This is a genomic window from Chitinimonas koreensis (genome assembly GCF_014353015.1).
In the GTDB taxonomy this organism is placed as follows: Bacteria; Pseudomonadota; Gammaproteobacteria; order Burkholderiales; family Chitinimonadaceae; genus Chitinimonas; species Chitinimonas koreensis.
Map to the genome: position 1 here is coordinate 929,358 of NZ_CP060704.1, position 23,168 is coordinate 952,525.

21 protein-coding genes are annotated in these 23,168 nt (G+C 70.0%); 8 read left to right on the plus strand and 13 right to left on the minus strand.

What is annotated here, in order from left to right; genetic code table 11:
- Positions 1-205: 205 nt before the first annotated feature.
- The 4 genes from H9L41_RS03830 to H9L41_RS03845 form a co-directional block, all read right to left on the minus strand.
- Positions 206-1,834, minus strand: coding sequence for a GGDEF domain-containing protein (locus H9L41_RS03830; protein ID WP_051318839.1), 1,629 nt, complete (start codon positions 1,832-1,834; stop codon positions 206-208).
- Between the two features lie 283 nt (positions 1,835-2,117).
- Positions 2,118-2,741, minus strand: coding sequence for a GNAT family N-acetyltransferase (locus H9L41_RS03835; protein ID WP_051318840.1), 624 nt, complete (start codon positions 2,739-2,741; stop codon positions 2,118-2,120).
- Positions 2,742-2,818: 77 nt separating this feature from the next.
- Positions 2,819-3,139 carry a c-type cytochrome gene (locus H9L41_RS03840; RefSeq protein ID WP_028445386.1) on the minus strand — a complete coding sequence of 107 codons (321 nt, stop codon included), beginning with the start codon at positions 3,137-3,139 and terminating at the stop codon, positions 2,819-2,821.
- 10 nt (positions 3,140-3,149) lie between these two features.
- Positions 3,150-3,470: a c-type cytochrome gene (locus H9L41_RS03845; RefSeq protein WP_028445387.1), complete on the minus strand. Its 321-nt coding sequence runs from the start codon at positions 3,468-3,470 to the stop codon at positions 3,150-3,152.
- A gap of 125 nt (positions 3,471-3,595) precedes the next feature.
- Here H9L41_RS03845 and H9L41_RS03850 point away from each other — a divergent pair, with 125 nt between their 5' ends.
- Positions 3,596-4,510: a MerR family transcriptional regulator gene (locus H9L41_RS03850; RefSeq protein WP_028445388.1), complete on the plus strand. Its 915-nt coding sequence runs from the start codon at positions 3,596-3,598 to the stop codon at positions 4,508-4,510.
- A gap of 35 nt (positions 4,511-4,545) precedes the next feature.
- On the opposite strand, the gene H9L41_RS03855 is transcribed toward H9L41_RS03850, so the two are convergent.
- A complete protein-coding gene (locus H9L41_RS03855) occupies positions 4,546-5,316 on the minus strand; it encodes a class I SAM-dependent methyltransferase (protein ID WP_051318841.1) in 771 nt (256 codons plus the stop codon).
- Here H9L41_RS03855 and gloB point away from each other — a divergent pair.
- Complete coding sequence (gloB, locus tag H9L41_RS03860) at positions 5,315-6,076, plus strand: hydroxyacylglutathione hydrolase (protein ID WP_028445390.1); 762 nt, start codon at positions 5,315-5,317, stop codon at positions 6,074-6,076. The genes H9L41_RS03855 and gloB overlap by 2 nt on opposite strands.
- Before the next feature lie 245 nt (positions 6,077-6,321).
- On the plus strand, positions 6,322-7,974 hold the full coding sequence (locus tag H9L41_RS03865; protein WP_051318842.1) for a LysM peptidoglycan-binding domain-containing protein: 1,653 nt from the start codon (positions 6,322-6,324) through the stop codon (positions 7,972-7,974).
- 65 nt (positions 7,975-8,039) lie between these two features.
- Here H9L41_RS03865 and msrC read toward each other — a convergent pair whose 3' ends face one another.
- The gene (msrC, locus tag H9L41_RS03870; protein ID WP_051318843.1) at positions 8,040-8,519 is read right to left on the minus strand and encodes a free L-methionine (R)-S-oxide reductase MsrC; all 480 of its coding nucleotides are present in this window, start codon (positions 8,517-8,519) and stop codon (positions 8,040-8,042) included.
- A 119-nt stretch (positions 8,520-8,638) separates the two neighbouring features.
- Here msrC and H9L41_RS03875 point away from each other — a divergent pair, with 119 nt between their 5' ends.
- From H9L41_RS03875 to H9L41_RS03885, 3 genes are all read left to right on the plus strand, one after another.
- Positions 8,639-9,331: a hypothetical protein gene (locus tag H9L41_RS03875; RefSeq protein WP_028445393.1), complete on the plus strand. Its 693-nt coding sequence runs from the start codon at positions 8,639-8,641 to the stop codon at positions 9,329-9,331.
- A gap of 56 nt (positions 9,332-9,387) precedes the next feature.
- Positions 9,388-9,951, plus strand: coding sequence for a hypothetical protein (locus H9L41_RS03880; protein WP_051318844.1), 564 nt, complete (start codon positions 9,388-9,390; stop codon positions 9,949-9,951).
- A gap of 211 nt (positions 9,952-10,162) precedes the next feature.
- Positions 10,163-11,146 (plus strand): ABC transporter substrate-binding protein, encoded by a 984-nt coding sequence (locus H9L41_RS03885; RefSeq protein ID WP_051318845.1) that lies wholly within the window; start codon positions 10,163-10,165, stop codon positions 11,144-11,146.
- 419 nt (positions 11,147-11,565) lie between these two features.
- Here the strand turns inward: H9L41_RS03885 and H9L41_RS03890 are convergent, their stop codons facing one another.
- From H9L41_RS03890 to H9L41_RS03905, 4 genes are all read right to left on the minus strand, one after another.
- Positions 11,566-12,975: a methyl-accepting chemotaxis protein gene (locus H9L41_RS03890; protein ID WP_051318846.1), complete on the minus strand. Its 1,410-nt coding sequence runs from the start codon at positions 12,973-12,975 to the stop codon at positions 11,566-11,568.
- Between the two features lie 220 nt (positions 12,976-13,195).
- Entirely contained in the window at positions 13,196-14,734 is a 1,539-nt protein-coding gene (locus tag H9L41_RS03895) for a methyl-accepting chemotaxis protein (protein ID WP_051318847.1), read from the minus strand.
- Positions 14,735-15,058: 324 nt separating this feature from the next.
- On the minus strand, positions 15,059-16,672 hold the full coding sequence (locus H9L41_RS03900; RefSeq protein ID WP_051318848.1) for a methyl-accepting chemotaxis protein: 1,614 nt from the start codon (positions 16,670-16,672) through the stop codon (positions 15,059-15,061).
- Between the two features lie 135 nt (positions 16,673-16,807).
- On the minus strand, positions 16,808-17,593 hold the full coding sequence (locus H9L41_RS03905; protein WP_028445394.1) for a dioxygenase family protein: 786 nt from the start codon (positions 17,591-17,593) through the stop codon (positions 16,808-16,810).
- 433 nt (positions 17,594-18,026) lie between these two features.
- On the opposite strand from H9L41_RS03905, the gene H9L41_RS03910 reads away from it, so the two are divergent.
- The gene (locus H9L41_RS03910; protein WP_051318849.1) at positions 18,027-19,802 is read left to right on the plus strand and encodes a PHA/PHB synthase family protein; all 1,776 of its coding nucleotides are present in this window, start codon (positions 18,027-18,029) and stop codon (positions 19,800-19,802) included.
- A gap of 165 nt (positions 19,803-19,967) precedes the next feature.
- Here the strand turns inward: H9L41_RS03910 and H9L41_RS03915 are convergent, their stop codons facing one another.
- Positions 19,968-20,375 (minus strand): ACT domain-containing protein, encoded by a 408-nt coding sequence (locus tag H9L41_RS03915; protein ID WP_028445396.1) that lies wholly within the window; start codon positions 20,373-20,375, stop codon positions 19,968-19,970.
- Positions 20,376-20,404: 29 nt separating this feature from the next.
- A complete protein-coding gene (locus H9L41_RS03920) occupies positions 20,405-21,016 on the minus strand; it encodes a LysE/ArgO family amino acid transporter (protein WP_028445397.1) in 612 nt (203 codons plus the stop codon).
- 306 nt (positions 21,017-21,322) lie between these two features.
- On the opposite strand from H9L41_RS03920, the gene H9L41_RS03925 reads away from it, so the two are divergent.
- On the plus strand, positions 21,323-22,495 hold the full coding sequence (locus H9L41_RS03925; RefSeq protein ID WP_187523682.1) for a LysR family transcriptional regulator ArgP: 1,173 nt from the start codon (positions 21,323-21,325) through the stop codon (positions 22,493-22,495).
- Here the strand turns inward: H9L41_RS03925 and H9L41_RS03930 are convergent.
- Positions 22,417-22,968, minus strand: a complete 552-nt coding sequence (locus H9L41_RS03930) for a DUF2062 domain-containing protein (protein ID WP_028445398.1) — start codon at positions 22,966-22,968, stop codon at positions 22,417-22,419. The two genes, H9L41_RS03925 and H9L41_RS03930, sit on opposite strands and share 79 nt — an antisense overlap.
- Between the last annotated feature and the right edge of the window lie 200 nt (positions 22,969-23,168).

Below are 23,168 nucleotides of genomic sequence, written 5' to 3' on the forward strand. Positions count from 1 at the left end.
AAGGTGAAAGGTGGAACCCCATCCCCCTCCCGGCCTCCCCCTTGAAGGGGGAGGAGCGGGTCAGCGCCGAGAATGAAGATCTGTGATCGTCATTGCTGCGCCGCTCGACCCCTCCCCTTCAAGGGGAGGGCTGGGGTGGGGATGGGGTTCCACGTTTCACATTTCACGTTTCACATTTCACGTTTTACGCTTCACGTTTTACGCTTCACGTTTCACTGCCTTCCACCACCGCCTCATCGCTCAGGCTCTCCGGCCCCGCTACCCGGTTGCGCCCGCCGTGCTTGGCCTCGTACAGCGCGCGGTCGGCCTGGTGCAGCACTTCGCTGATCTGAGTACCGTTCTCGGGAAACGCCGCGATGCCGATCGATACCGTGAGCCGCAGCATCTTGCCGCGATGGCTGACCCGCAGTTGCTCCACCGTCTGGCGGAACTGCTCGGCGCGCAGCCGCGTGGCCGGCAGCGAGGCGCCGCCGAGCAGCACGGTGAACTCCTCGCCGCCGTAGCGGCAGGCGATGTCGCCCGAACGCAGGCTCGACTTGAGCTTGGCGGCGACCTCGCGCAGCACCTCGTCGCCGACCTCGTGGCCGTAGTTGTCGTTGATCGCCTTGAAATGATCGAGGTCCAGCATCATCAGCCCGACCGGCCGGTGCGAGCGGCGCGAGCGGCGCGCCGCCTCCTCGAGCGCCGCTTCCAGGTAGCGGCGGTTGTACAGCGTGGTCAGCGGATCGTGGGTCGCCTCGTTGAACAGCGCTTCGCGCGCCTTCAGGCTCACCAGCGCCAGCGCCGCGCGCTTGGCCACGCCGTCGAGGAAGGCCGGGTCGTGCAGGCCGCGGGTATTGCGCAGGTGCAACAGGCCCAGCGTCTCGCCGTTGCCGATCAGCGGCACGCAGACGTGGTCGCGATCGTCGCTGACGTGCTGGCAGCGCAGGTTGTGCTGCAGCGCGTCGGCCGGGTGCAGTTGGCCGCGCCGCAGCGCCCAGCACTGCATCGGCGAGAACACCCGCTCGACCTCGGGCATCTCGCCCCAGCCGTGCTCGATCGCGGCCATGCCGCCGTCCGCTTCGATCAGGTAGACCGCGCCGCTGCCGGCCTCGAGATAGCCGGCGGCGAAGTTGGACAGCACCTGCGACAGCTCCTGCACCGACACGCAGCTCTGCATCAGGTCGCCCATCTTGTTGAGCTGCTCCATCTCGTTGGAGCGTACCGCCTGCTGGCGCAGCGCTTCCTCGAGCTTGCGGTTGACGATCTGCAGCTCGTTCTGCATGCGCTGGCGGTCGCTGATCTCGCTCTGCAGCCGGGCATTGGTCTCGGCCAGCTCGGTGGTGCGCTCGGCCACCTTGGCCTCCAGCGTGCCCGACAACTCGCGCAGCTGCTCCTCGCTGGCCTTGAGCTCGGCCTCCTTCTCGCGCCGCGCGGCGATCTCCTCGGACAGCTTGAGATTGGCCTCGGCCAGTTGGCGCGGGCTCGGGATCGCCAGGATGGTCGGGATCAGCCGCCACAGCGCGATCGCGGTGATCAGCGAGATCGCCGCGGTGAAGGCGCGGGCCCAGGCATCGGGCCAATAGATCGGCTGCCAGATGCTGACGATGTCGAGGAAATGGGTGCTGCCGCAGGCGAAGATGAAGGCCGCGAACATCAGCATGATGCGGTTGAAGCGCAGGTCGCGGCGCTTGCGGGTGACGGTGTAGAGCGCCAGCGGGATGCTGAAGTAGGCCACCCCGATCACGGCGTTGCCGACCACGTTGAGCCACAGCAGCGGCGGCGACCAGGCCAGGCAGTAGCCGTGCGGGATCAGGCTCTGGCTGATCATGTGCTGGGTGAGCCAATCGAGCATGCCGATCTCCTCGCCGCCCGCCGACCCGCCCGGCTGCGACGCTGCGCTGTTGTTTACGACCGGCCCGTCGCCATCGGCGGCACGCGGCCCGGCTCCCTTGCTGCACGACTTATCGGCTCGCGCGGCGCAAGATTGACGGCGGCGTCGAATCGACCCCGTGCGCCCGCTGTCGTCCGGCCGCATGGGAATAGCGTGATTTACTGAATCTTATGGATGGCCGGGGCCATGACAAGTTCATGAACCGGCGCGCAGCATAGGTCCGAGCCGACGCTCGGCGCATCCTTCAAACGGAGGAAGGCCGCCCGTTACCGCCTCGGACCAGGCCGATCGACTGCGGGTCGGCCTGCCAGTCGGCGCGGGTCAGCGCATTGAGCACATGGTCGCGCCAGACCCCGTCGATCAGCAGGTAGTCGCGCGCCAGGCCTTCGCGCTCGAAGCCGAGCCGCGCCAGGAGGCGCGCGCTGCGCTGGTTGTCGGGCAGGTGGTTGGCGGCGACGCGGTGCAGGTTCCAGGCCTCGAAGGCCCAGCCGAGCCCGAGCGTCAGCGCGCGGCGCATGCGGCCGCGGCCCCATTGCGATTGCGCCAGCGCGTAGCCCAGCGTGGCGGCGTAGTGCGGGTAGCCGACCACGTTGGTGAAGTTGCAGGTGCCGATCACGCTGCGCTCGTCGGGCTCGAACACGAAGAAGCAGGCGCTGCGGCGCTCGGCGAACTGGCTGCGGTTCATCGCCACGCGCAGCTGCCAGAACGCCTCGGTATGGAAATCCTCGGGCCGGCGCGGCTCGAACGGCGCGAGCGCCGCGCGGTTGGCGCCGTAGAAGGCCAGGATGGCGGGGATGTCGGCCGGGGTGGCGAGCCGCAGCACCAGGCTGCCGTCGGTGAGGTGGGGCGTGGCGGGGGCGAGGGGCATGGAAGCGGGTCCGGAAAAACAACAGGACCGGCATGCCGGTCCTGCGGGATGGGGCGTGGCGACGGGCGCCGCGACCGTCAGCGATGCATGTTCAGCGGGCCGGGCTGCGAGGCGAACCAGGCGGCCAGGTTGGCGATGTCGGCGTTCGACAGCGGCTTGGCCATCGGGGCCATGATCGCGTTGTTGCGCGCGCCGGTCTTGTAGTCCTTCAGCGCCTGGGCCAGGTAGTCGGGATGCTGGCCGGCCAGGATCGGGTACTGCGGATTGGTGCTGTTGCCGCTGGCGGTGTGGCAGGCGGCGCAGATTTGCTCGGCCTTGGCGCGGCCGGCGGCGAGATCGGCTGCCTGGCCCGCGGCGGCGAGGCCCAGGATCAGCAGCGCGAGACGGAATGCTTGCATCGGGTTCCCCTTACTTCTTGGCAGCGTAGTAGGCGGCCAGGTCGGCGATGTCCTGGTCGGACAGCTGAGCGGCGATGCCGGTCATGGTCGGGTGCTTGCGCGTGCCGGTCTTGTAGCCTTTCAGCGCGCTCTCGATGTATTCGGCGTGCTGGCCGCCGATCTTGGGCACCTGGTAGACCGTGGGGAAGGCGGTGTGATAGCCCGGGATGCCATGGCAGCCCACGCACATCGAATTCTTGTTGGCGCCGGCCTGGGCATTGCCGGCGGCCATGACGCTTGCGGGTAGCGCCAGGATGGTTGCGAGGGCCAGCCCTCTGAGCTTGTTTTGCATTGTCACCTCCCATATTGGTATCGTGCACCGGCGCGGGGGATCGCCGGAATCGGGGGCATTGTAGCCATCGCCCCGTCACCGTGCCACCGTTGCACCCCGCCAGTCCTCGTCAATTGCCCCGGATCATGCGAGCAGACCTTCCCTTCGGCCTCAATATCAGCGCAGTCGAACGCGAGACCGGCCTGTCGAAGGAGCTGTTGCGCATCTGGGAGCGCCGTTACGGCTTCCCGCAGCCCGCGCGCGACGCGCAGGGCGACCGCGTCTATCCGCCCGAACAGGTCGACAAGCTCCGGCTGGTGCGCCGGCTGCTCGAGCGCGGCATGCGGCCGAGCAAGGTGGTGCGCGCCGAGACCGCCGAGCTGGCGCGCCTGCTCGAACACATGCACGAGGAAGTCAGACGCGGCGCGGCCTCGATCGGTTCGGACCAACTGCTCGAAAGCCTGGGCCAGGGCGACCTCGGCGCGCTGCAGCGCCATCTGCAGGGCGAGCTGGTGGTGCGCGGCCTGCGCGACTTCGTCGCCGAGTTCCTGCCGCAGGCCAATGTCGCGGTCGGCGAGGCCTGGTTCACCGGCGAGATCGGCGCCTGGCAGGAGCACGCCTACGTCGAGCAGGTCTCGCAGGTGCTGCGAGCCGCCATGCATGCGCTCAACCAGCCGCTGTCGCCGCCGCGCGTGCTGCTCACCACGCCGTCCGGCGAACAGCACGGCCTGGGCCTCTTGATGGTCGAGGCGATGCTGCGCATGGCGGCCTGCCAGACCTGGTCGCTCGGCGTCTCGCTGCCGATCGACGACATCGTCGAGGCCAGCGTCGAGCTCGGCTGCGACATCCTGGCGCTGTCGCTGTCCTCGTCCTTCCCGCTGCGCGAGGCCGGCGACATGGTCGCGCTGCTGCGCGGGCGGCTGCCGCGCGCCACCCAGCTGTGGCTCGGCGGCGCCGGTTCGACGGTGCTCAAGCGCTTGCCCGAAGGCGTGCTGCGAATGGATGCGCTGGCCGAGCTGGCGCCCGCGGTGGACGCATGGCGCGCCAGCCACAAGGCCTGAGAAGCGTCGGGGACAGTGCGGACTTCAGGGTTTCTTCAGGGCTCGACCGGCAACTCGCGCCGCTCGGCGTGTTCGCCGCGGCGGTCGGGCAGCGCGACCGCCACCGGCCGGCCGACCCGGCGGCGGGTCTTCCAGGCCGGCGCGATCAGCCGCATGCCGCGCACGCGCTTGACCGCCTCGAGGCAGTAGACGCCGCCGCCGACCGGCCACCAGCGGTCGCCGGCCCGTTCCATGAAGGCGCAGCGCTCGAGCCAGCCGGTGCTGGCGAACGGCGGCGCATAGCAGTGGACCCGGCCGCCGGCTGGCTCGAAGCCGAGCAGCGCCAGCCAGTCGCGCACCCGCGGCAGGCCGAGGAACTGGCCGGACCACGGCAGGCCGCGGCGGCGCTTGACCAGCCGGGCGGCGCCCCACAGGCTCCACGGATTGAAGCCGGCCAACATCAGCCGGCCCTCGGGCACCAGCACGCGCTCGGCCTCGCGCAGCACTTCGCGCGGGTCGGCATGGAAATCGAGCGTATGCGGCAGGACCAGCAGGTCGATGCTGGCGGCAGGGAAGGGCAGCTGGGCCGGGTCGCAGTTCAGCCGGCAGCCGTCGCCGAGGCCGGCGCTGAGCCGCGTCGGCATGCGGTTGGCGCGCAGCAGGTCCAGGCCCGGCAATTCGAGCTGCACGGCGTAATAACCGAACACATCGGCCACCGCCCGGTCGAAAAAGGCCTGCTCGCGCCGGGCCACGTACTGGCCGAGCGGGCTGGCGAACCAGTCGGCCAGGCAGGCCGGCGGCGCGGGGCAATCATCGGAGACAAGCATGCTGACCATCCTGCCCGTTCCCATCCTCGAGGACAACTACGTCTGGCTCGGCCACGTCGACGGCCGCGCCTTCGTGGTCGATCCCGGCGAAGCGGCGCCGGTGGCGGCCCGGCTGGCCGAGCTCGGACTGTCGCTCGACGCCGTCCTGCTGACCCATCACCACCGCGATCACACCGGCGGCGTGGCCGAGCTGGCTGCGCGCTGGCATTGCCCGGTGTTCGGTCCGGCCGGCCTCGCCGGCGTCACCCGGCCGCTGGCCGACGGCGACTGGCTGCAGCTCGGCGCGCTCGGCCTCGCCTTCGACGTGCTGGCGGTGCCCGGCCACACGCTCGACCATCTCGCCTACTACGGCCACGGCACGCTGTTCTGCGGCGATACGCTGTTCGCCTGCGGCTGCGGCCGGCTGTTCGAGGGCACGCCGGCCCAGATGCAGGCCTCGCTGGCGCGGCTGGCCGCGCTGCCGGGCGATACGCGGGTGTGCTGCACCCACGAATATACGCTGGCCAACGAGCGCTTCGCCCATGCGGTCGAGCCCGGCAACGCCGAGCTGGCGCAGCGGATGGCCGACGACCAGGCGCGCCGCGCGCGCGGCGAGCCGACCTTGCCGAGTTCGGTCGGACTGGAACGCGCGACCAATCCTTTCCTGCGCTGGGACGCGCCCGCGGTGCTCGCCGCGGCACGGGCGCACGGCGCCGAGACCGGCGAGCCGGTGGCGGTGTTCGCCGCGCTGCGGCGCTGGAAAGACGGCTTCCGCGGCTGAACGCCGGTCGCCGCACGGTACGGAACTTCAGCCCGAACGCACTGTCGGGGACGATCATTGCTAATTGATTCGTAAGGCAATTTTGGCAATTTCCGGTTGACCGGCCTGCCCTGCGCCGCTACCATCCGCCAAGTTTTCTGCCCACCAAGGCATGTCCACGTCTCGGGCATCCCGCGCGGCTTCCCTCCCGCGCCCGGATCCGGCCCACCCGCTGCGACATGCCTTTTTGCATTTTCAGAGCGCCCATGACCCACTTCGATTTCCGCTTCGCCCCGTTGTTCGCGCTGGTGGCCGCGCTGTTCGCGCCGCTCGCCCAGGCCGACGACGTGGCGATGCCGGCTGCGCTGACCGATCCGTCGATCAGCGTGCCGGCCCTCGAGCAGCCGCAGCCCGCGGCTGCCGATCCGCTGGCCTTCCCCTCCGCCACGCCCGCGCCGTCCGCCGATCTGTGGGCGCGGGTGCGGCAGGGCTTCAAGATGGAAGACCTCGACACCCCGGCGGTGCGCGCGCAGGAACGCTTCTACGCCAGCAAGCCCGAATACATGCAGCGCGTGGTCGAGCGCAGCCGGCGCTACCTGTACTTCATCGTCGGCGAGGTCGAGCGCCGCGGCATGCCGACCGAGATCGCGCTGCTGCCCATCGTCGAGAGCGCCTTCGTGCCCAAGGCCCAGTCGCACGCGATGGCGTCCGGCCTGTGGCAGTTCATCCCTTCGACCGGCAAGCGCTACGGCCTCGAGCGCACCTGGTGGTACGACGGCCGCCAGGACGTGATGGCGGCCACCTACGCCGCGCTCGACTACCTGCAGGACCTGTACAACCTGTTCGGCGACTGGCAGCTGGCGCTGGCCGCCTACAACTGGGGCGAGGGCGGCGTCGGCCGCGCGCTGGCCAAGACCCGCGCACGCGGGCTCGAGGACGACTTCGACAACATCCGCAAGCCGCGCGAGACCGAGAACTACGTGCCCAAACTGCTGGCGATCCGCAACATCATTGCCAACCCGGACGCGTTCGGCGTCAAGATCCCCGCGGTGCCCAACCAGCCTTACTTCCAGCCGATCTCGACCGGCCGGCACATGGACCTGCAGCTGATCGCCAAGCTGGCCGAGACCTCGGTCGACGAGCTCACGCTGCTCAACCCGGGCCTGATCCGGCCGGTGTTCGCCCACAAGGACGACCGTCGCCTGCTGCTGCCGGCCGACAAGGTCGACACCTTCGAGAGGAACCTGCAGGGCTACGACAAGCCGCTGCTGTCCTGGCAGCCCTATGTCACCAAGCGCGGCGAATCGCTGAGCGCGATCGCCGACCGCTTCGGCATCCAGCTGGCCGAATTGCGCGACGTCAACAAGCTCGGCGGCGCCGGCAGCGCTTCGGGCCAGACCATCCTGGTGCCGATCCGGCCCGACGTCGACGTGAGCGAGCGGCAGAACCTGGCCGCGCTGATCGCCGGCGCGGTGGCGCAGACCGTCGATCGCGCCCCGGTCGATCGCGTCGCGTCCGAGTCGCGCGAGGACACGGCACCCGGTGCCCGTTCGAGCCGCGCGGTCATGCGCTACAAGGTCAAGCGCGGCGACACGCTGTTCTCGATCGCCCGCCGCAACGGCATGACGCCGGCCGAGCTCAAGTACCTGAACGGCCTGCGCACCGACCATGTGGTGCTGGGCCAGACGCTGAAGCTCGGCGACGACCCGGCCGAGGCCCGTTCCGGCGGCAAGGCCGGCCGCCAGGCCGCGGCCAAGCCGGCCCGGCTCAAGCAGTACGTGGTGCGGCACGGCGATACGCTGGACGAGATCGCGCGCCGCTACGACGTCAGCGTGTCCGACATCAAGAAGTGGAACCGGCCGCTGTCCAAGGGCGTGCTCAAGGTCGGCTACAAGGTGGAGATCCGCCGCGACAGCTGATCGCGCCGTGCGTCCCGCCCAACGAAAAGCCCCGCTGCAGAGCGGGGCTTTTCGTTGGCGGCGGCTCAGCAGTCGGTCGCGGCGACGAAGCAGGCCAGCAGCCGCTCCAGCCCGATCTGGTCGGCCTCGCCGAAGCGGTTGGCGCTCGGGCTGTCGATGTCGAACACGCCGACCAGCCGGCCGTCCTTGAGCACCGGCAGCACGATCTCGGCGTTCGAGGCCGCGTCGCAGGCGATATGGCCGGGGAAGGCATGCACGTCGGCCACCACGATGGTCTCGCGCCGCGCCGCCGCGTTGCCGCAGACGCCGCGGCCGAACGGGATGCGCACGCAGGCCACCTTGCCCTGGAAGGGGCCGAGCACCAGTTCCTCGCCGCGGGCCAGGTAGAAGCCGGCCCAGTTGAGGTCGGCCAGCGTCTGGTAGACGAAGGCCGAGAATTGCGCCGCGTTGGCGATGAAGTCGCGCTCGCCTTCGAACAGGCTGGCCAGCTGGCGCTCGAGCGCCGGGTAGTCGGGCGTCAGGCTGCGGTCGTCGGTGTGGAACATGCATCTCTCCGGCTCGGTTGCGGTCCGGCCCAGATGGGGGCTGCACGGCGTATTTCAAGCCGTGCCGCGGAACGCGGCGGCGCCGGGCCGGTCCATGGCGCTGCTGAGAGGGAGCGGAGATGGCATACGAGGAAGGCAACAGGCGGCCGGCATGGGCCGCGGTGGCGATTTCGCTGGCGGCGCACGGCGTGCTGCTGCTGTGCTGGCGGCAGACCGTGCCGCCGGCCGTCCGCGCGCGGGCGCCGCAGCCGCTGCAGGTCTGGCTGCAGGCGGCCCGCATCGAGGCGCCTCCGCCGGCCGGCGCCGAACCGGCGCGGCGGACCGTGCCGCCACGCGAGGCGACGCGTGCGCCGTCCGCCGCACGCAACGCGGCACCCGCTGCCGCACGCAGCACGGCAGGCATCTCGGCGACCGAGCCGTCGCCGACCGATGTCGCCGATATCGCGCCGCCGCCAGCCGCCGCGGCCGAGGCTGGCCCCAGCTTGACCGAGCGCGCGCTGGCCGGCGCGATCGGCGCCGACCGCGGCCTGCGCGCCGAAGCCGAGGCGGCCCGCTTCCTGGTGCGCCGGCCGGCCCCGCATCCGAGCCTGGCCAAGCTGCCGGCGCCGCTGCGCACCGCGCTGGCCCAGCGTTTCGAGGACGAGCTGGGAGAACTGGTGGTGCTCGAGGTGAAGGAAAGTCAGGAGGGCGGAGACCGGGTGACCCGCATCGTCACCAACAAGGGCGTGTACTGCAAGAAGGTGCCGCTGGTGCGCTCGCCGGCCTTCCGCGGCATGCCGATCGTGCAGACCTCGGGCGACTGCGGGCCCTGATCGCGCCGAACCGCGGCGCCGCGGTACGGTCCATCCTGCATCGACGAGGTAAACGCATGCCCGCCATTCGCCGTCGTGCCGCGCAGGGGCTGCTGCTGTCCCTGGCGCTGCATGGCTTGCTGTTCTACTTCTTGCCGCCGCCGGCTGAAGCACCGCGTGGCCGGGCGCCGACCGAGCTGCAGGTGAGCCTGCGGCCGCCGGCGGCGATCGCGCCGGCCGTGTCGCCACCGTCACCGCCATCGCCGCCACCGCGGGCCGAATCGGCCCGCCGGCCGCAGCATGCCGCGCGGCCGGCGCTCGCTGCCACGCTGCGCTCGCCCGCCGCGACGGCGGCGGTGCCGGCGGCCGAGCCGGCTGCGCCTGCCGTCGCCACGCCCTCGCTCGACGTCGAGGCGCTGCGCGCCGAAGTCCGCCGGCAGGCACGGGCCGATGGCCGCGCCCGGGCCGAATCGCTGCCGTCCGCCTTGCGTGCCGATCGCCCCGAACGCGAGACCGCGCTCGGCCGTTCCATGGCCGAGGCGGCGCGGCCCGACTGCCGGACCGCCTACGCCGGCGCCGGCCTGCTGGCCGCGCTGCCGCTGCTCAAGGACGCGGCCACCGGCAGCGGCTGCAAGTGGTAGCCGCGGCCGGCACTTTCCTTGTCCGTCGAACCTGTCCCGCCCGGTGGTGCTGCCTTCCGTCGCGGCCGGCTACGGTGCGTACGGCGTGGTTTATATCGAATGAACAAGTCGATAGGCCATGCCGGGCAGGCGGCGTTCTCCCCCAAGCCGGCGCAGGCCGGGGCCGAGGAGGTGCGGCGGGCCGATCCAACCATCCGACGAGGCTTGCAGCATGCAACGACTCCCCATCGTCCTGTCGCTCTTCCTCGTCCTGCCCGGCCCGGCCGAGGCGGGCAACATCCTGATCTTCGAGAGCTACCACGAGGACATGGAGTGGGTGAAGACCAATATGGAAGGCACCCGGCGCGCGATCGGCGACAAGCACAAGATCGAGGTGATCTACCTCGACACCAAGCGCAGGCCCAAGGAGGCGTATCCGGCGATCTTCAAGGCGGCCTGGGACGAATACCTGAAGCGCAAGCCTGACCTGGTCATCACCGGCGACGACAATGCGATCAGGTTCCTCGGCCCCAAGCTGGCCGGCACGGCGACGCCGGTGGTGTTCCGCGGCGTCAACGCCAACGTGCGCGACTACTTTCCCGGCGGCCTGCCGAAGAACATCACCGGCGTGCTCGAACGCCACCTGCTGATCCCGCTGGGCCGCACCATCCGCACGCTGGTGCCGATGAAGAAGAACCGGATCCTGGTGCTGTTCGACGACAGCGAATCGTCCAAGGCGGTGATCGACACCGCGCTGCACGGCGACGAGCAGACCGACCTGGGCGGGGTGACGCTGGAGGCGCGCAGCATCGCCGACTACCAGGATTGGCAGGCGGCGGTGAACGGCGCCGCGGCCAACTACGACGCGATCATCCTCGACACCTGGCACACGGTGAAGGACAAGGCCAGCGGCAAGGTGATCGATACCACCGAGGTGCTCGAGTGGACCGGCCAGAACGCGCCGGTGCCGCTGTTCTCGATCAACGATTTCGCCGTCGGCCCCAAGCGGGCCATCGCCTCCTTCGTACTGGCCGGCGCCAGCCACGGCGCCGCCGCTGCGCGGATGGCGCTGCTGATCCTCGACCAGGGCCGGTCGCCGGCCAAGCTGCGCATCGAGGCCGACCAGAGCGGCGCGTGGTACTTCAACGAGGCCGGGCTGCAGAAATGGGGGATCAGGCTGCCGGACAATATGCGCAAGGAAGGGAAGTTTCAGTAGCCCTGCCTGCGGGAAGGGTGAAGAGGGAAGGGTGAAGGGTGCGGCAGTTCAGATTCGAACGCTGCGGTGCTTGGTGATGGACGCTGTTCGATGCTCCGCCCGGCCCGTCCAATCTGCACGATCCGCTCTTCATTTTGCCATTCGCGGCTAAAGCCGCTCCTGCGGTGATCCCGGGTACGGTCAGGTAAACGCAAGGAAGCTATTTAAGTCACGCAAACAGCTTGCGCCCCCATTCGGTTTGCCCCGGCAGTTCTCGATTTCACTGACGAGCGTCAGCGAGGCCCCCTCGCGGCGGCGAGGGCGGGGGGAGTCGGGGTGAATCAGGGAAGAGCCGCAGGTTCAGCCGGCACGGACCGTAAACGCACGGCTTTGCCGGGCGAAGCACTGCAGCTTGTTCACTCACAAGCCGCGGCGCGGATTCAAAGGCTCTTGAAGTAATCGACCAGCTCGAGAATCTGCGCGACCTGGTCGGTCATCATCGCCGCGGTCGCGGCCAGTTCCTCGGCGGCCGCCGCGTTGGCCTGCATCGCATCGTTGATCTGGTGGATGCCGCCATGGACCTGCTCGATGCCGTGCGCCTGGTCGGTCGAGGCCAGGTGGATCGCGCCGACCCGCTCGGCGGTCTCGCGGATGCGCGGCAGCATGTCCTCGAACATCGCGCCGGTCTCCTTGGCGTGCACCACGCTCTGCTGCGCCAGCTCGCTGATCTCGCGCGCGGCCGCCTGGCTGCGCTCGGCCAGCCGGCGCACTTCCTGCGCCACCACCGCGAAGCCCTTGCCGTGCTGGCCGGCGCGGGCCGCCTCGATGGCGGCGTTGAGCGCCAGCATATTGGTCTGGTAGGCGATGTCGTCGACCACGCCGATCTTCTCGGCGATCGCGATCATCGCCTGCACCGTGGTGTCGACCGAGGCGCCGCCGCGCTCGGCCTGGGTCACGTTGAAGCCGGCGATCTCCTTGGCGCTGCGCGCGTCCTGCAGGTTCTGGCCGACCGCGGCGTTGACGGTCGCCATCGAGGCCAGCGCCTCCTCGACGCTGGCGGCCTGGCTGGCCGAGGCCATCGCCAGCCCGGTCGAGGCGCCCTTGATCTGCGCCGCGGCCGAGCTCAGCGCCTCGGTCGAGCGCACCACCTTGCCCAGCAGCGTCGACAGGTGGGCGACCATGCCGTGCAGCGCCTGCGCCAGCTGGCCCAGCTCGTCCTCGCCGCGCCGCAGCCGCGGCACCGTCAGGTCGCCGTGGGCGATCCGCTGCAGCACCTGGCGCACCTCGTCGAGCGGCCGTGTCACCAGCCGGCGCAGCGCCAGCACCTGGGCCAGCACGATCAGGCCGTCGACGACCACGATCTGGGCCAAGAGGCGCAGCAGGTTGGCGCGTAGCTTGGCCTCGATCGAATCGGTGCTGACCGCCAGCGTCACCTTGCCGACCTGCTGGTCCTGGCCCTGGTCGCGCAGGGTCAGCGCGATCTCGCGGCGCTGGTCGGAGGCCGGCAGCTGCATGCCGTCGACCGGCTTGCCCTGGCGGTCGCGCACCAGGCCCACCACCGGGCGCTGGCCGCTGGTGACGGTGAGTCCCAGCAGCCAGGGATGGCCCATCTCGGCCAGCACGGTCTGCTGCGCCTGCTGCACGTCGAGGTTCCATACCGCGCTGGGCAGCGAGACGGCCAGCCGGCGCAGCGTCTGGTCAACTTCGCGTTCCTGGGTGCCGATCAGCTCGGCCCGCATGAGGGTGTAGTTGAAGGCGCCGAAGCCGCCCAGGCTGGCCGAGACGATGGCCAGGAACAGCAGGTTCAGCTTGAAGTCGATGCGGTGGAAATTGAGCACACGGAGCCCCATGCCCCCGCGGCCGGGCGGCGGCCGATGCTCCGTGCCGGTCGCCGTTCCCGCCACGGGCGGACGTTCTGTTGCTGGGAATGTCTGGCCGTTTCGTCTCGTTCGCCATCCGCTTGCTTTGACTTCCGCGCGGTTTGGTCCTGCCCGGCCCTGACTATAGGCAAGCGCGGGTGTCCGCGCGCGGGCCGCGTGCGCCGATCGGCGCGGGAATAGTGGCGTCCGCTCAGGCTGCCAGCGCTTTGCGCTCGAGCCGGAAATAGCCGATCAGCGCCAGCAGCTGCTCGGCCTGCTGGCTCAGCTCCTCGGCGGTGGCGGCCAGTTCCTCGGCGGTCGCGGCGTTGCGCTGGGTCACCTGGTTCAGCTCGTTCACCACGATGTTCACCTGCGCCACGCCCTCGGCCTGCTCGCTCGAGTGCGAGGTGATGCGGCGCACCAGCGCCGAGGTCTGCTCGATGTGGGGAATGGTCGACTGCACCAGCTCGCCGGCGCGGCGCGCCTGCTGCACGCTGCCGGCCGCCACTTCCATGATCTCGTGGGCGGCGTTCTGGCAGCGTTCGGCCAGGGTGCGGATCTCGCTCGCCACCACCGCGAAGCCCTTGCCCTGGTGGCCGGCGCGGGCCGCCTCGATGGCGGCGTTGAGCGCCAGCATATTGGTGCGGTGGGCGATGTCGTCGATCACGCCGATGCGCTCGGCGATGCCCTGCATGGCGCTCACCGTGTGCGCCATCGCGGCGCCGCCCTGGCGCGCCTCCTGCGCCGCGGTGGCGGCGACTTCGTCGGTGTGGTGCGCATCCTGGTTGTTGTGGTGGATCGAGGCGCTGAACGATTCGATCGAGGCGGCCGTCTCCTCGAGGTTGGCCGCCTGCTCGGTGGCGGTCTGGCGCAGGCTCTGGGCGGTGCCGCTGACCTGCTGCGAGGCGTCGGTGAGCACGCTGGCCGCCATGCCGATCTCGCCGATCACCCGGTTGAGCCGCTCGACCATCTGGCGCAGCGCATACAGCAGGCTGTCGCGGTCCCCGGCGTCGGTGCGGATGTGCAATTGCAATTCGCCGGCCGCCACCCGCCGCGCCACGTCGGCGGCGTAGTCGGGCTCGCCGCCGAGCTGGCGCAACAGGCGTCGGCTGAACAGCCAGGCGGTGGCGATGCCGACCGCGACGGCGAGCACGGCGAGCACCAGCATCTGGCGGCGGGTGGTCTGCCAGGCTGCCTCGGCCTTGCGGTAGGCCGCCTGGCTGTTGGCGTATTCGAGATCGGCCAGTGCCTGCAACTGGGCCAGCCAGCGGCTCTGCACCGGCCGCACGCGCTGCAGCAGTGCGCGGCCGACGGTGCTGCTGTCGGGGCTGCTGGCGATCTCGATCACCCGGCGCAGCTCGGCCTCGGTGGCGTCTTCCAGCGCCGGCAGCGAATCGACGATGGCCTTCTCGTGCCCGTTGGCCGGGTTGCGCGCGATCAGCGCCCGCAGCGCCTCGGCATGGCGGGCATAGGCCTGGCGGTTGGTGCCGATGCGCTGCACCTCGCGGGCGACCTCGGCCGGCTCGCTGAACAGCGCGATATTGCGCACCGCCACCGAGGTGTCGCGCACCGCCACGAACATCGCCTGCGCATGCTGGCTGGTGGCCATGTCGCCCTGCACGATGGCGCGCAGCTGCTGCTGGCCGGCGTCGATCCGCTCGAGCGCGACCATCGCCAACGCCAGCATCAGCGCCAGCACTGCCCCGAACGCCAGCGCCAGCCGGCCGCGCACGCTGAGATTCAGGTTCATCCGCCGGTCCCGTGAAAGTGCATCCGTATAAAAACAGACCCGTTCAGGCCATGTACTGCATCGGCGTCGCCGCCGAGATCAACTACCAGAGTGCGCCCGATTCGATTGCTTGGGCGACTTTCGAAGTTTGTGCCGCTCGGAGCGGGGCGCGGCGGTGGAAAGGACCGGATTCGAGCGGAGCGAGGCGAGGGCGGGGGAGTGGGAACGAATCAGGGTAGGGCCGCCCGTCCAGTCCGCACTCCCCGCGAACGCTCGGCTCTGCCGGGCGCGGCTTCGCAGTTCTCGCCAACGCGCAGGCCCCGGCAAGTCCTCAGGCCCTGCGCCCTACGCGCGGAATCGCGCGATCTCCAGCCGCATCGCAGCGGCGATGCTGTCCAGCTCGCCCGCCAGCCGCGAGGTCAGCGTGGCGGCCACGCTGTTGCGCTCGACCATGTTGGCGATCTGCTCGACGTGCTGGGCGATCTGGTGGCCGGCCTGGTCCTGCTCCTTGAGCGCGGTCGAGATGGTCTGCACCTCGTGCTCGACCAGCTTGGCGTCCTGGGTGATGGTGCGCACCGTGTCGCCGATCTGGCCGGCCAGCGCCATCCCGCCGGCGACACGGTCCTGCGCCTGCGCCATGGCGCCGCTGGCCTGGCTCGACGAGCCCTGGATCGCGCCGATCTTGTTGCCGATGTCCTGGGTCGCCGCGGTGGTGCGCTCGGCCAGCTTGCGCACCTCGTCCGCCACCACCGCGAAGCCGCGGCCCTGTTCGCCGGCGCGCGCGGCCTCGATGGCGGCGTTCAGCGCCAGCAGGTTGGTCTGGTCGGCCACCTCGCGGATCACCTGGACGATGCCGCCGATCTCCTGCGAGCGCTCGCCGAGCTGGCGGATGCTGGTCGCCACCTGGTCGATCGCCTCGGCGATCGCATGCATCTCGTCGACCGTCTTGGCGATCACCTTGCCGCCGTTCTCGGCGTTGCGGTCGGCGTTGAGCGAATGCGCCATCGCCTCGCGCGCGCTGTCCGACAGCTGGCTGATGCTGGTCGACAGCTGCTCGATCGCGGCCGCCATGCCGTTCGAGGCGTCGCTCTGGCGGCGCGAGCCGTCCGATACCTCGTTGGCCGAGCTGCCGAGCTGGGCCACCATCTCGATCAGCTTGCCGCTGGCGTCCGAGGCGCTCTTGAGCACGCCCTGGACGTTCTGCGCCAGCGAGTTGAAGGCGCGCGCGGTATCGGTCACCTCGTCGTGGCCCTGCACCGGCACGCGGCGGGTGAAGTCCAGGTCGCGCTCGATTTCGCGGATGGTGCCGGCCAACTGGCCGAGCCGGCCGCTGATGGCGCGCACGATCACCACCGACAGCCCGATCGCCAGCGCGGTGACCAGCGCCGCGATCGCGATCAGGTGGTTGCGGCCGCGCGCATAGTCCTCGTGCGCCTCGGTCGACAGCGCGTCGGCGGCCTTGACGTTGTACTCGACCATCTTGTCGATCGCCGGCAGGAAACTGCGGAAGGCCTTGCGGCCGTCGCCGCGGAAATAGGCCAGCGCGGCATCGGCGTCGCCGGCTTCGACCAGCTTGCGGAACTGGGCGTGGGTGGCCATGTAGGCCGCCTGCTGCTGCTGGTAGTCGGCGAACAGCGCCTTTTCCTCGTCGTTCTGCAGATGCTTGGCGTACTGCGCCTCGAATTCCTTCAGCGCCTCGGCGTTCTTGGCCTGGCGGCCCAGCGTCTCCTTGATCTCATCGGCGTTCTTGGCGATCAGGAGCTGGGTTTCGCGGTTGCGGAAGTCGATCGCCTCGGCGCGGATCGCGCCGGTGTAGCGCACGCCGGGCAGCGCATCGTCGGTGACGCCGAGCAGGGCCTGGTCCACCGAGGCCAGCGAGGCGATGCCGACCACGCCCATCAGCGCGACGAACACGATCAGGGCGCCGAAGGCGAGGGCGAGTTTTTGCGAGATGCGCATGACGGCAGGCTCCGGGAGAGGGCGACTCCCTTGTGTTTAGCCGCAGGCGCGGGGCCATTCAAGGCGGGAATCCGCCGCCAAGGTGGCGACCGCCGGCGCCGGAGCGGCCATACCGCTTTGGATCGGCGGCCGGCCTCAGCCGAAGGCGTACAGGTCCATCGCCAAGCCGCCCTCGGTGATGTTGGCGTAATGCCGCACCGCGCGCGCACCGTCGCCGGCGGCGCCGAGCGCGACGTAGAGCGGCAGCAAGTGCTCGTCGGTCGGATGGGCGCGCTGTGCGCCGGGCGCCTGGCGGCGGTAGTCGAGCAGCGCGGCCTGGTCGTCGGCCAGCAGCCGCTGGTGCAGCCATTCCTGGAACTCGGGCACGTAGGCGTGGGTCGCCCGGCCTTCCTCGGCCTCCCAGTCCAGTTCGCGCAGATTGTGGGTGATCGAACCCGAACCGATCAGCAGCACGCCCTCGTCGCGCAAGGCGGCCAGCGCGCGGCCGACGCGGAAGTGGTGTTCCGGCGTTTCGCGCGGCTGGATGGCGAGCTGGAACACCGGCACCTCGGCGGCCGGGTACATATTGGCCAGCGGTACCCAGGCGCCATGGTCCAGCCCGCGCGCCGGGTCGATGCCAACCTGGAAGCCGGCCTGGTGCAGCAGGGCCGCGGTGCGCTCGGCCACCGCCGGCGCGCCGGGCGGCTCGTAGCGCAGCGCGAACAGCGGCTCGGGGAAGCCGCGGAAATCGTGGATGGTGGCCGGATGGGCGGTGGTGCTCACGGCCGGCACGGCGGTCAGCCAGTGGGCCGAGGCCACCGCGATGGCGCGCGGCCGCGGCAACTCGGCGGCCAGCGCGGCCCAGGCCCGGCCGGTGCGGCCGGCATCGAGCGCCAGCATCGGCGAGCCGTGGGAGACGAAGAGCGTGGGCAGGCGTTCCATGATCGAAATCCTTCAATGAGTTTCCGTCAGTTTCTGCCACGGCTATGCCCGGCGATAGCGGAAATTAATCAACATCAGGATCGATTTCTTTGAATGCCGCCATCGCAAGCGCTGTGGCTACACTGGAATGCACATCCGATTCCATCGACGATCCAGTGCGGGGGCGTAATCGGATCGAACGATGGCTGGAGTTGATCCCATGGTCGAGATATCCACCATCGAGCCAAGCGAGGCACCCTCTGGACCACCCGCAAAGTCTGCGACTTTGCGGGGGACCTCCAGCGGGGACCCCGGAGTGGCGAGGGCGGGGGGAGTTGGAGTCGATCAGCGGGAGAGCCAATGGTGGATGCGCACGAACCGCAGGCTCCCGGCTTTGCCGGGAGCTCTACTACAGATTGAGCAAACGACCGAGGTCGCCAAGACAGGCTCGACAATGACAGATTCCGAAGACCGTTTCGCGCAGTTCCAGGCATTGTCCGAACGCATGCAGTCGTTCTGGCAGCGGCAGTTGCAGCGCCAGGCCAGGCCCGAGCCGCAGGTGCAGATCCCCGATCCGGGCGATGTGCAGCAGGCCTTCGGCAGCCTGTGGCAGCGCATGCTGGAGAAGCCGCAGCCGGTGATGCACGCGCAGTGGCAGTTCTGGCAGGACTACCTGGCGCTGTCGCAGCAGGCCATGCGGCAATACTGGCTCGGCGAGCCGCCGGCGCAGGACACGCCCGACAAGCGCTTCAAGGACGAGCAGTGGGCGAGCAACCAGGTGTTCGCCTTCCTCAAGCAGGCCTACCTGCTGGCCTCGCGCCACATCCAGGACTGCGTGGCCGGCGTCGACGGGCTCGATGCCCAGACCGCCCGCCAGGTTTCCTTCTATACGCGCCAGTTCGTCGATGCGATGGCACCGACCAATTTCCTCGCCACCAACCCGACCGCGCTCAAGGCCACGCTGGACAGCGGCGGCGAGAACCTGGTGCGCGGCTTCCAGCACCTGATCAAGGACCTGGAGCGCAACGGCGGCCGGCTGATGCCGCGCATGACCGATCTCGAGGCCTTCGAGCCCGGCAAGAACCTCGCGGTGACGCCGGGCAAGGTGGTGTACGAGAACGCGCTGATGCAACTGATCCAGTACGCGCCGGCCGGCGCCGAGGTGCACGCCACGCCGCTGCTGATCGTGCCGCCGTGGATCAACAAGTTCTACATCCTCGACCTCAAACCGAAGAATTCGCTGATCCGCTGGCTGGTCGAGCAGGGCCACACGGTGTTCGTCATCTCTTGGGTCAACCCGGACGAAAGCCATCGCGACAAGGGCTTCGCCGACTACATGCGCGAAGGTCCGCTGGCGGCGCTCGACGCGATCGAGGCCGCCACCGGCGAGCGCCAGGTCAACGTGGCCGCCTACTGCATCGGCGGCACGCTGCTGGCCGCCACGCTGGGCTGGATGGCGGCCGCGCGCGACAAGCGCTACCCGGCCAGCCGCATCCGCTCGGCCACCTTCTTCACCACCATGATCGACTTCGCCGAGCCGGGCGAGCTCGGCGTGTTCATCGACGAGCGCCAGCTGGCCGGTCTCGACGCCTATATGGACGCCAAGGGCTATCTCGAGGGCCACCAGATGGCCGGGGTGTTCAACCTGCTGCGCGAGAACGACCTGATCTGGAGCTTCGTGGTCAACAACTACCTGCTCGGCCGCGAGCCGATGCCGTTCGACCTCCTGTACTGGAACTGCGATTCCACCCGCATGCCGGCGGCGATGCACCGCTTCTACCTGCGCAGCATGTACCAGCACAACCTGCTGAAGGAGCCGGGCGGGGTGGAGCTCGACGGCGTGCCGATCGACCTGACCAAGGTCAGGACGCCGGCCTATTTCGTCTCGGCGCGCGAGGACCATATCGCGCCGTGGCAGTCGACCTATGCCGGCGCGCGGCTGTTCAAGGGGCCGGTTCGTTTCGTGCTCGGCGGTTCGGGCCATATCGCCGGCATCGTCAATCCGCCGGCGGCCAACAAGTACGGCTACGTCACCAATCCCGAGCTCGCCGCCACGCCGGCCGACTGGCTGGCCGGCGCCGAGGCGCACGAGGGCTCGTGGTGGCTCGACTGGGCGCAGTGGCTCGGCGACTACCAGGGCAAGCGGGTCGCGGCGCGCGAGCCGGGCACGGGCAAGCTGGCGGCGATCGAGGATGCGCCGGGGCGTTACGTGAAGGCGAAGCTCGGCTGACCTGGCGCGGCGGCGCGCCGCCGTGGGCCGGGCTTCACGCCCGACGGCGCCGTCCTCGAGGTCGCTGCCCGGCGAACCTGGGCCGGGCTTCCACCCGGCTGCGGCTACGATCCGGCGGCGCTGTCGGGCGTAAGGCCCGACCACCGGGCGTGCCGGCGCATTGTCCTATTCGATCGCATGCGCGCGCTGCAATGCGTGCAGCGCCTCCATCGCCGCTTCCGCCTGCTCCACCGGCACGAACAGGTGGTCGTGATAGGCCGCCGCGATCACATTGCAGGAGATGCCGCGTTCGCCCAGCGCCTGGGCGAAGGCCGCGGTCAGGCCCACCGCGGCGAGGTCGGAATGCACCGTCAGGGTGATCCAGGCGGCCTCGAACAGCACCGGCAGTCCATGCGCCGCCGCGACCTCGGCCGCCACCACCAGCGTCCAGCCCTCGCGCTCGCGGAAGCTCGCCAGCGCCTCGATGCCGTCGGGCCTGCACCCGAGCGGCAGCGCCACGTAGGCGTAGCGGCCCGGATCGAGTGCCGGCTCGAGGCTGGCCAGCAGGGTGGAGAGGTCGTTGATCGCAGCCATGGCGTGCTTCCTGTGAGGTGAGAGGGGGATCAGCCGGCCGCCACCATGCCGGCCATGACCAGCATGGTGGTGCCGGTCAGCGCGTCGATGCCGCGCCAGGCGATCGGCTTGGCGAACCAGGGCGACAGCAGCCGCGCGCCGTAGCCGAGCGCGCAGAACCACAGCACCGAGGCGGTCATGGCGCCGGCGACGAAGTCGAGCCGCTCGGTCTCCGGCTGCTGGCCGCCGATGGCGCCGAGCAGCACCACGGTATCGAGGTAGACGTGCGGATTGAGCAGCGACAGCGCCAGCACCATCAGCAGCGCCTGGCGCGCGCCGAGCCGCGGCTGCTCGCCGCCGACCTCGAGCGCGCCGGCGGCGAAGGCCGCGCGCCAGCTGCGCAGGCCGTAGACCAGCAGGAAGGCCGCGCCGCCCCAGCGCGCCGTCGCCAGCAAGAGCGGCGAGGACTGCACCAGCGCGCCCATGCCGGCCACGCCGAGGCCGATCAGCGTCGCGTCGATCAGGATGCAGACGATCACCGTCAGCGTGACGTGCTGGCGCTTGAGGCCCATGCGCAGCACGTGGGCGTTCTGCGCGCCGATGGCCATGATCAGGCTGGCGCAGACGCCGAGCCCCTTGAGATAGACGGTGGATGCCAGCATGGCGGTTCTCCCTTGGACTGGCTGCCATTGTCGGGAGGGCGGGCTGGGAATGAAACGTTATTCAGTATTTCGCGGGATGGATGAAAATCTCTTCATTAGAGGTGAAATGTGAAAGGTGAAACGTGAAATGCGGACCCCATCCCCCACCCAGCCTCCCCTTGAAGGGGAGGAGCCGTGCAGAGGCCGCCCTATCACCGGTGATCGTTCAGCCGGTCACCGACTCGCTCCCTCCCTTCAAGGGGAGGGTTGGGGTGGGGATGGGGTCCACGTTTCACTTTTCACGTTTCACCTTTCACGGGATCCAACATGCAACTCGACATCCGCAAAGGCGAAGCCCTGCTCGCCGTGATCGAAACCGGCAGTTTCGAGCAGGCCGCCGCCCGGTTGCACCTGACGCCGTCGGCGATCTCGCAGCGCGTGCGCGCGATGGAAGCCGAGCTCGGCACGCCGCTGTTGATCCGCGCCCGGCCTTGCCGCGCCACCCGCGCCGGCCAGCGGCTGGTGCAGTACCTGCGCCGCAGCAGCCTGCTCGAGGACGAGTTCGTCGCCGAGCTGGCCGAGGAGCAGGCGCGGCCGCTGTCCATCCCGGTGGCGGTGAACAACGATACGCTGGCGACCTGGCTGCTGCCGGCGCTGGCCGACTTCCTGCTCGACGAGCAACTGCTGCTCGACATCACGGTGGACGACCAGGACCACACCTACACGCTGCTCGAGGCGGGCCTGGCGCTGGCCGGGGTGTCGAGCGAGCCGCGGCCGATGCGCGGCTGCGTGGCCGAGCCGCTCGGGGTGATGCGCTACCGCCTCTTGGCCGCGCCGCGCTTCGTCGCCCGCTGGCTGCCCGACGGCCTGACGCGCGAGGCGGCGCGGCGGGCGCCGCTGCTGGTATTCAACCGCAAGGACATGCTGCAGGCGCAGTTCCTGCAACGCCAGCTGGGGCTGGCCGCCGGCAGCTATCCCTGCCACTACGTGCCGGCCAGCGAATCCTTCCTCGCCGCGATCCGGCTCGGCCTCGGCTACGGCATGGCGCCCGAGCTGCAATACGGCGAAGCGGTCGTGCGCGGCGAACTGATCGACCTCGCGCCGGCCCATCCGACCGACGTGGCGCTGTACTGGCATCGCTGGAAGGTGCAGTCGCCCAAGCTGGAGCGGCTGAGCGCGGAGGTGTTGCGGGCGGCGCGGGAGGTGTTGCTGCAGGAGCGTGAGGGGGAGGAGAGAAGGGGGAAGGGGAAGGGTAACCCCATCCCCACCCCGGCCCTCCCCTTGAAGGGGAGGGAGTGGTCGCGGTTGACTGAACGATCGCAGGCGATAGAGCTATCGCTGCACAGCCCCTCCCCTTCAAGGGGGAGGCTGGGAGGGGATGGGGTTACCCTTCCCCCTTCTCTCTTCCCCCTTCCCAATCCTTACCCCATCCGCCGCAGCCTCCGCTGCCGCAAAGCATGCAGCACATGCAGCCGCCACCCCAGCCGCGCCAGCGCATAGCCGGCCAGCGCCAGCAGCGCCGCCAGCGCGACCAGGCCGATCGCCAGCGGGGTGCCGAGCGTCGTCATCCAGCCGATCCAGGCCGCGATGCTGGCGCCGGGCTGGCTCCAGTCGACCACCGGCGCGGCCGGCCAGGACACCGGGCCGTGGCCGGCGCCGGTCAGCAGGTTGCCGATGGCGAAGGCCGCCAGGTAGAGCGGCACGATGGTGAACGGGTTGCTGAACAGCGTGCCGAACACCGCCACCGGCAGGTTGACGCGGAACAGGATGGCCAGCGGAATCGCCGCGGCGATCTGGAACGGGCCGGGGATCATGCCGCAAGCGAGGCCCACCGCCAGGCCGCCGGCGACCGAGTGGCGGTTCAGGTGCCACAGGTTGGGATGGCTCAGGAAGGGCGCGCAGCGGCGCAGCAGCGCATTGCGCTCGAGCGTTTCGCGCTGCGGCAGCCAGCGGCGGAGATGCTTGCGGGGCATGGGATGAGCGAGGGCACCGAAGTGGATGGCGGTTAGCTTGGAGGCCTGGCGGCGCGAAGCGTTCAGCCCGATGCCGGCTTGGGGCGGCCCGGCCCGGCCCGCGCTCGCCGGCTCGGTGCGCGCCGGGCGCCGAGCCGGCGATCCCGGCTGTCGATGTAGGTCGGACTTCAAGTCCGACGGCGGCCTGCGATCGATGGCAC

What these genes read in the sequence shown, in the direction of transcription:
- H9L41_RS03830 (WP_051318839.1), bottom strand. Translation starts at nt 1,834, where the DNA reads ATGCTCGATTGGCTCACCCAGCACATGATCAGCCAGAGCCTGATCCCG.
- H9L41_RS03835 (WP_051318840.1), bottom strand. Translation starts at nt 2,741, where the DNA reads ATGCCCCTCGCCCCCGCCACGCCCCACCTCACCGACGGCAGCCTGGTG.
- H9L41_RS03840 (WP_028445386.1), bottom strand. Translation starts at nt 3,139, where the DNA reads ATGCAAGCATTCCGTCTCGCGCTGCTGATCCTGGGCCTCGCCGCCGCG.
- H9L41_RS03845 (WP_028445387.1), bottom strand. Translation starts at nt 3,470, where the DNA reads ATGCAAAACAAGCTCAGAGGGCTGGCCCTCGCAACCATCCTGGCGCTA.
- H9L41_RS03850 (WP_028445388.1), top strand. Translation starts at nt 3,596, where the DNA reads ATGCGAGCAGACCTTCCCTTCGGCCTCAATATCAGCGCAGTCGAACGC.
- gloB (WP_028445390.1), top strand. Translation starts at nt 5,315, where the DNA reads ATGCTGACCATCCTGCCCGTTCCCATCCTCGAGGACAACTACGTCTGG.
- H9L41_RS03855 (WP_051318841.1), bottom strand. Translation starts at nt 5,316, where the DNA reads ATGCTTGTCTCCGATGATTGCCCCGCGCCGCCGGCCTGCCTGGCCGAC.
- H9L41_RS03865 (WP_051318842.1), top strand. Translation starts at nt 6,322, where the DNA reads ATGACCCACTTCGATTTCCGCTTCGCCCCGTTGTTCGCGCTGGTGGCC.
- msrC (WP_051318843.1), bottom strand. Translation starts at nt 8,519, where the DNA reads ATGTTCCACACCGACGACCGCAGCCTGACGCCCGACTACCCGGCGCTC.
- H9L41_RS03875 (WP_028445393.1), top strand. Translation starts at nt 8,639, where the DNA reads ATGGCATACGAGGAAGGCAACAGGCGGCCGGCATGGGCCGCGGTGGCG.
- H9L41_RS03880 (WP_051318844.1), top strand. Translation starts at nt 9,388, where the DNA reads ATGCCCGCCATTCGCCGTCGTGCCGCGCAGGGGCTGCTGCTGTCCCTG.
- H9L41_RS03885 (WP_051318845.1), top strand. Translation starts at nt 10,163, where the DNA reads ATGCAACGACTCCCCATCGTCCTGTCGCTCTTCCTCGTCCTGCCCGGC.
- H9L41_RS03890 (WP_051318846.1), bottom strand. Translation starts at nt 12,975, where the DNA reads ATGGGGCTCCGTGTGCTCAATTTCCACCGCATCGACTTCAAGCTGAAC.
- H9L41_RS03895 (WP_051318847.1), bottom strand. Translation starts at nt 14,734, where the DNA reads ATGAACCTGAATCTCAGCGTGCGCGGCCGGCTGGCGCTGGCGTTCGGG.
- H9L41_RS03900 (WP_051318848.1), bottom strand. Translation starts at nt 16,672, where the DNA reads ATGCGCATCTCGCAAAAACTCGCCCTCGCCTTCGGCGCCCTGATCGTG.
- H9L41_RS03905 (WP_028445394.1), bottom strand. Translation starts at nt 17,593, where the DNA reads ATGGAACGCCTGCCCACGCTCTTCGTCTCCCACGGCTCGCCGATGCTG.
- H9L41_RS03910 (WP_051318849.1), top strand. Translation starts at nt 18,027, where the DNA reads ATGACAGATTCCGAAGACCGTTTCGCGCAGTTCCAGGCATTGTCCGAA.
- H9L41_RS03915 (WP_028445396.1), bottom strand. Translation starts at nt 20,375, where the DNA reads ATGGCTGCGATCAACGACCTCTCCACCCTGCTGGCCAGCCTCGAGCCG.
- H9L41_RS03920 (WP_028445397.1), bottom strand. Translation starts at nt 21,016, where the DNA reads ATGCTGGCATCCACCGTCTATCTCAAGGGGCTCGGCGTCTGCGCCAGC.
- H9L41_RS03925 (WP_187523682.1), top strand. Translation starts at nt 21,323, where the DNA reads ATGCAACTCGACATCCGCAAAGGCGAAGCCCTGCTCGCCGTGATCGAA.
- H9L41_RS03930 (WP_028445398.1), bottom strand. Translation starts at nt 22,968, where the DNA reads ATGCCCCGCAAGCATCTCCGCCGCTGGCTGCCGCAGCGCGAAACGCTC.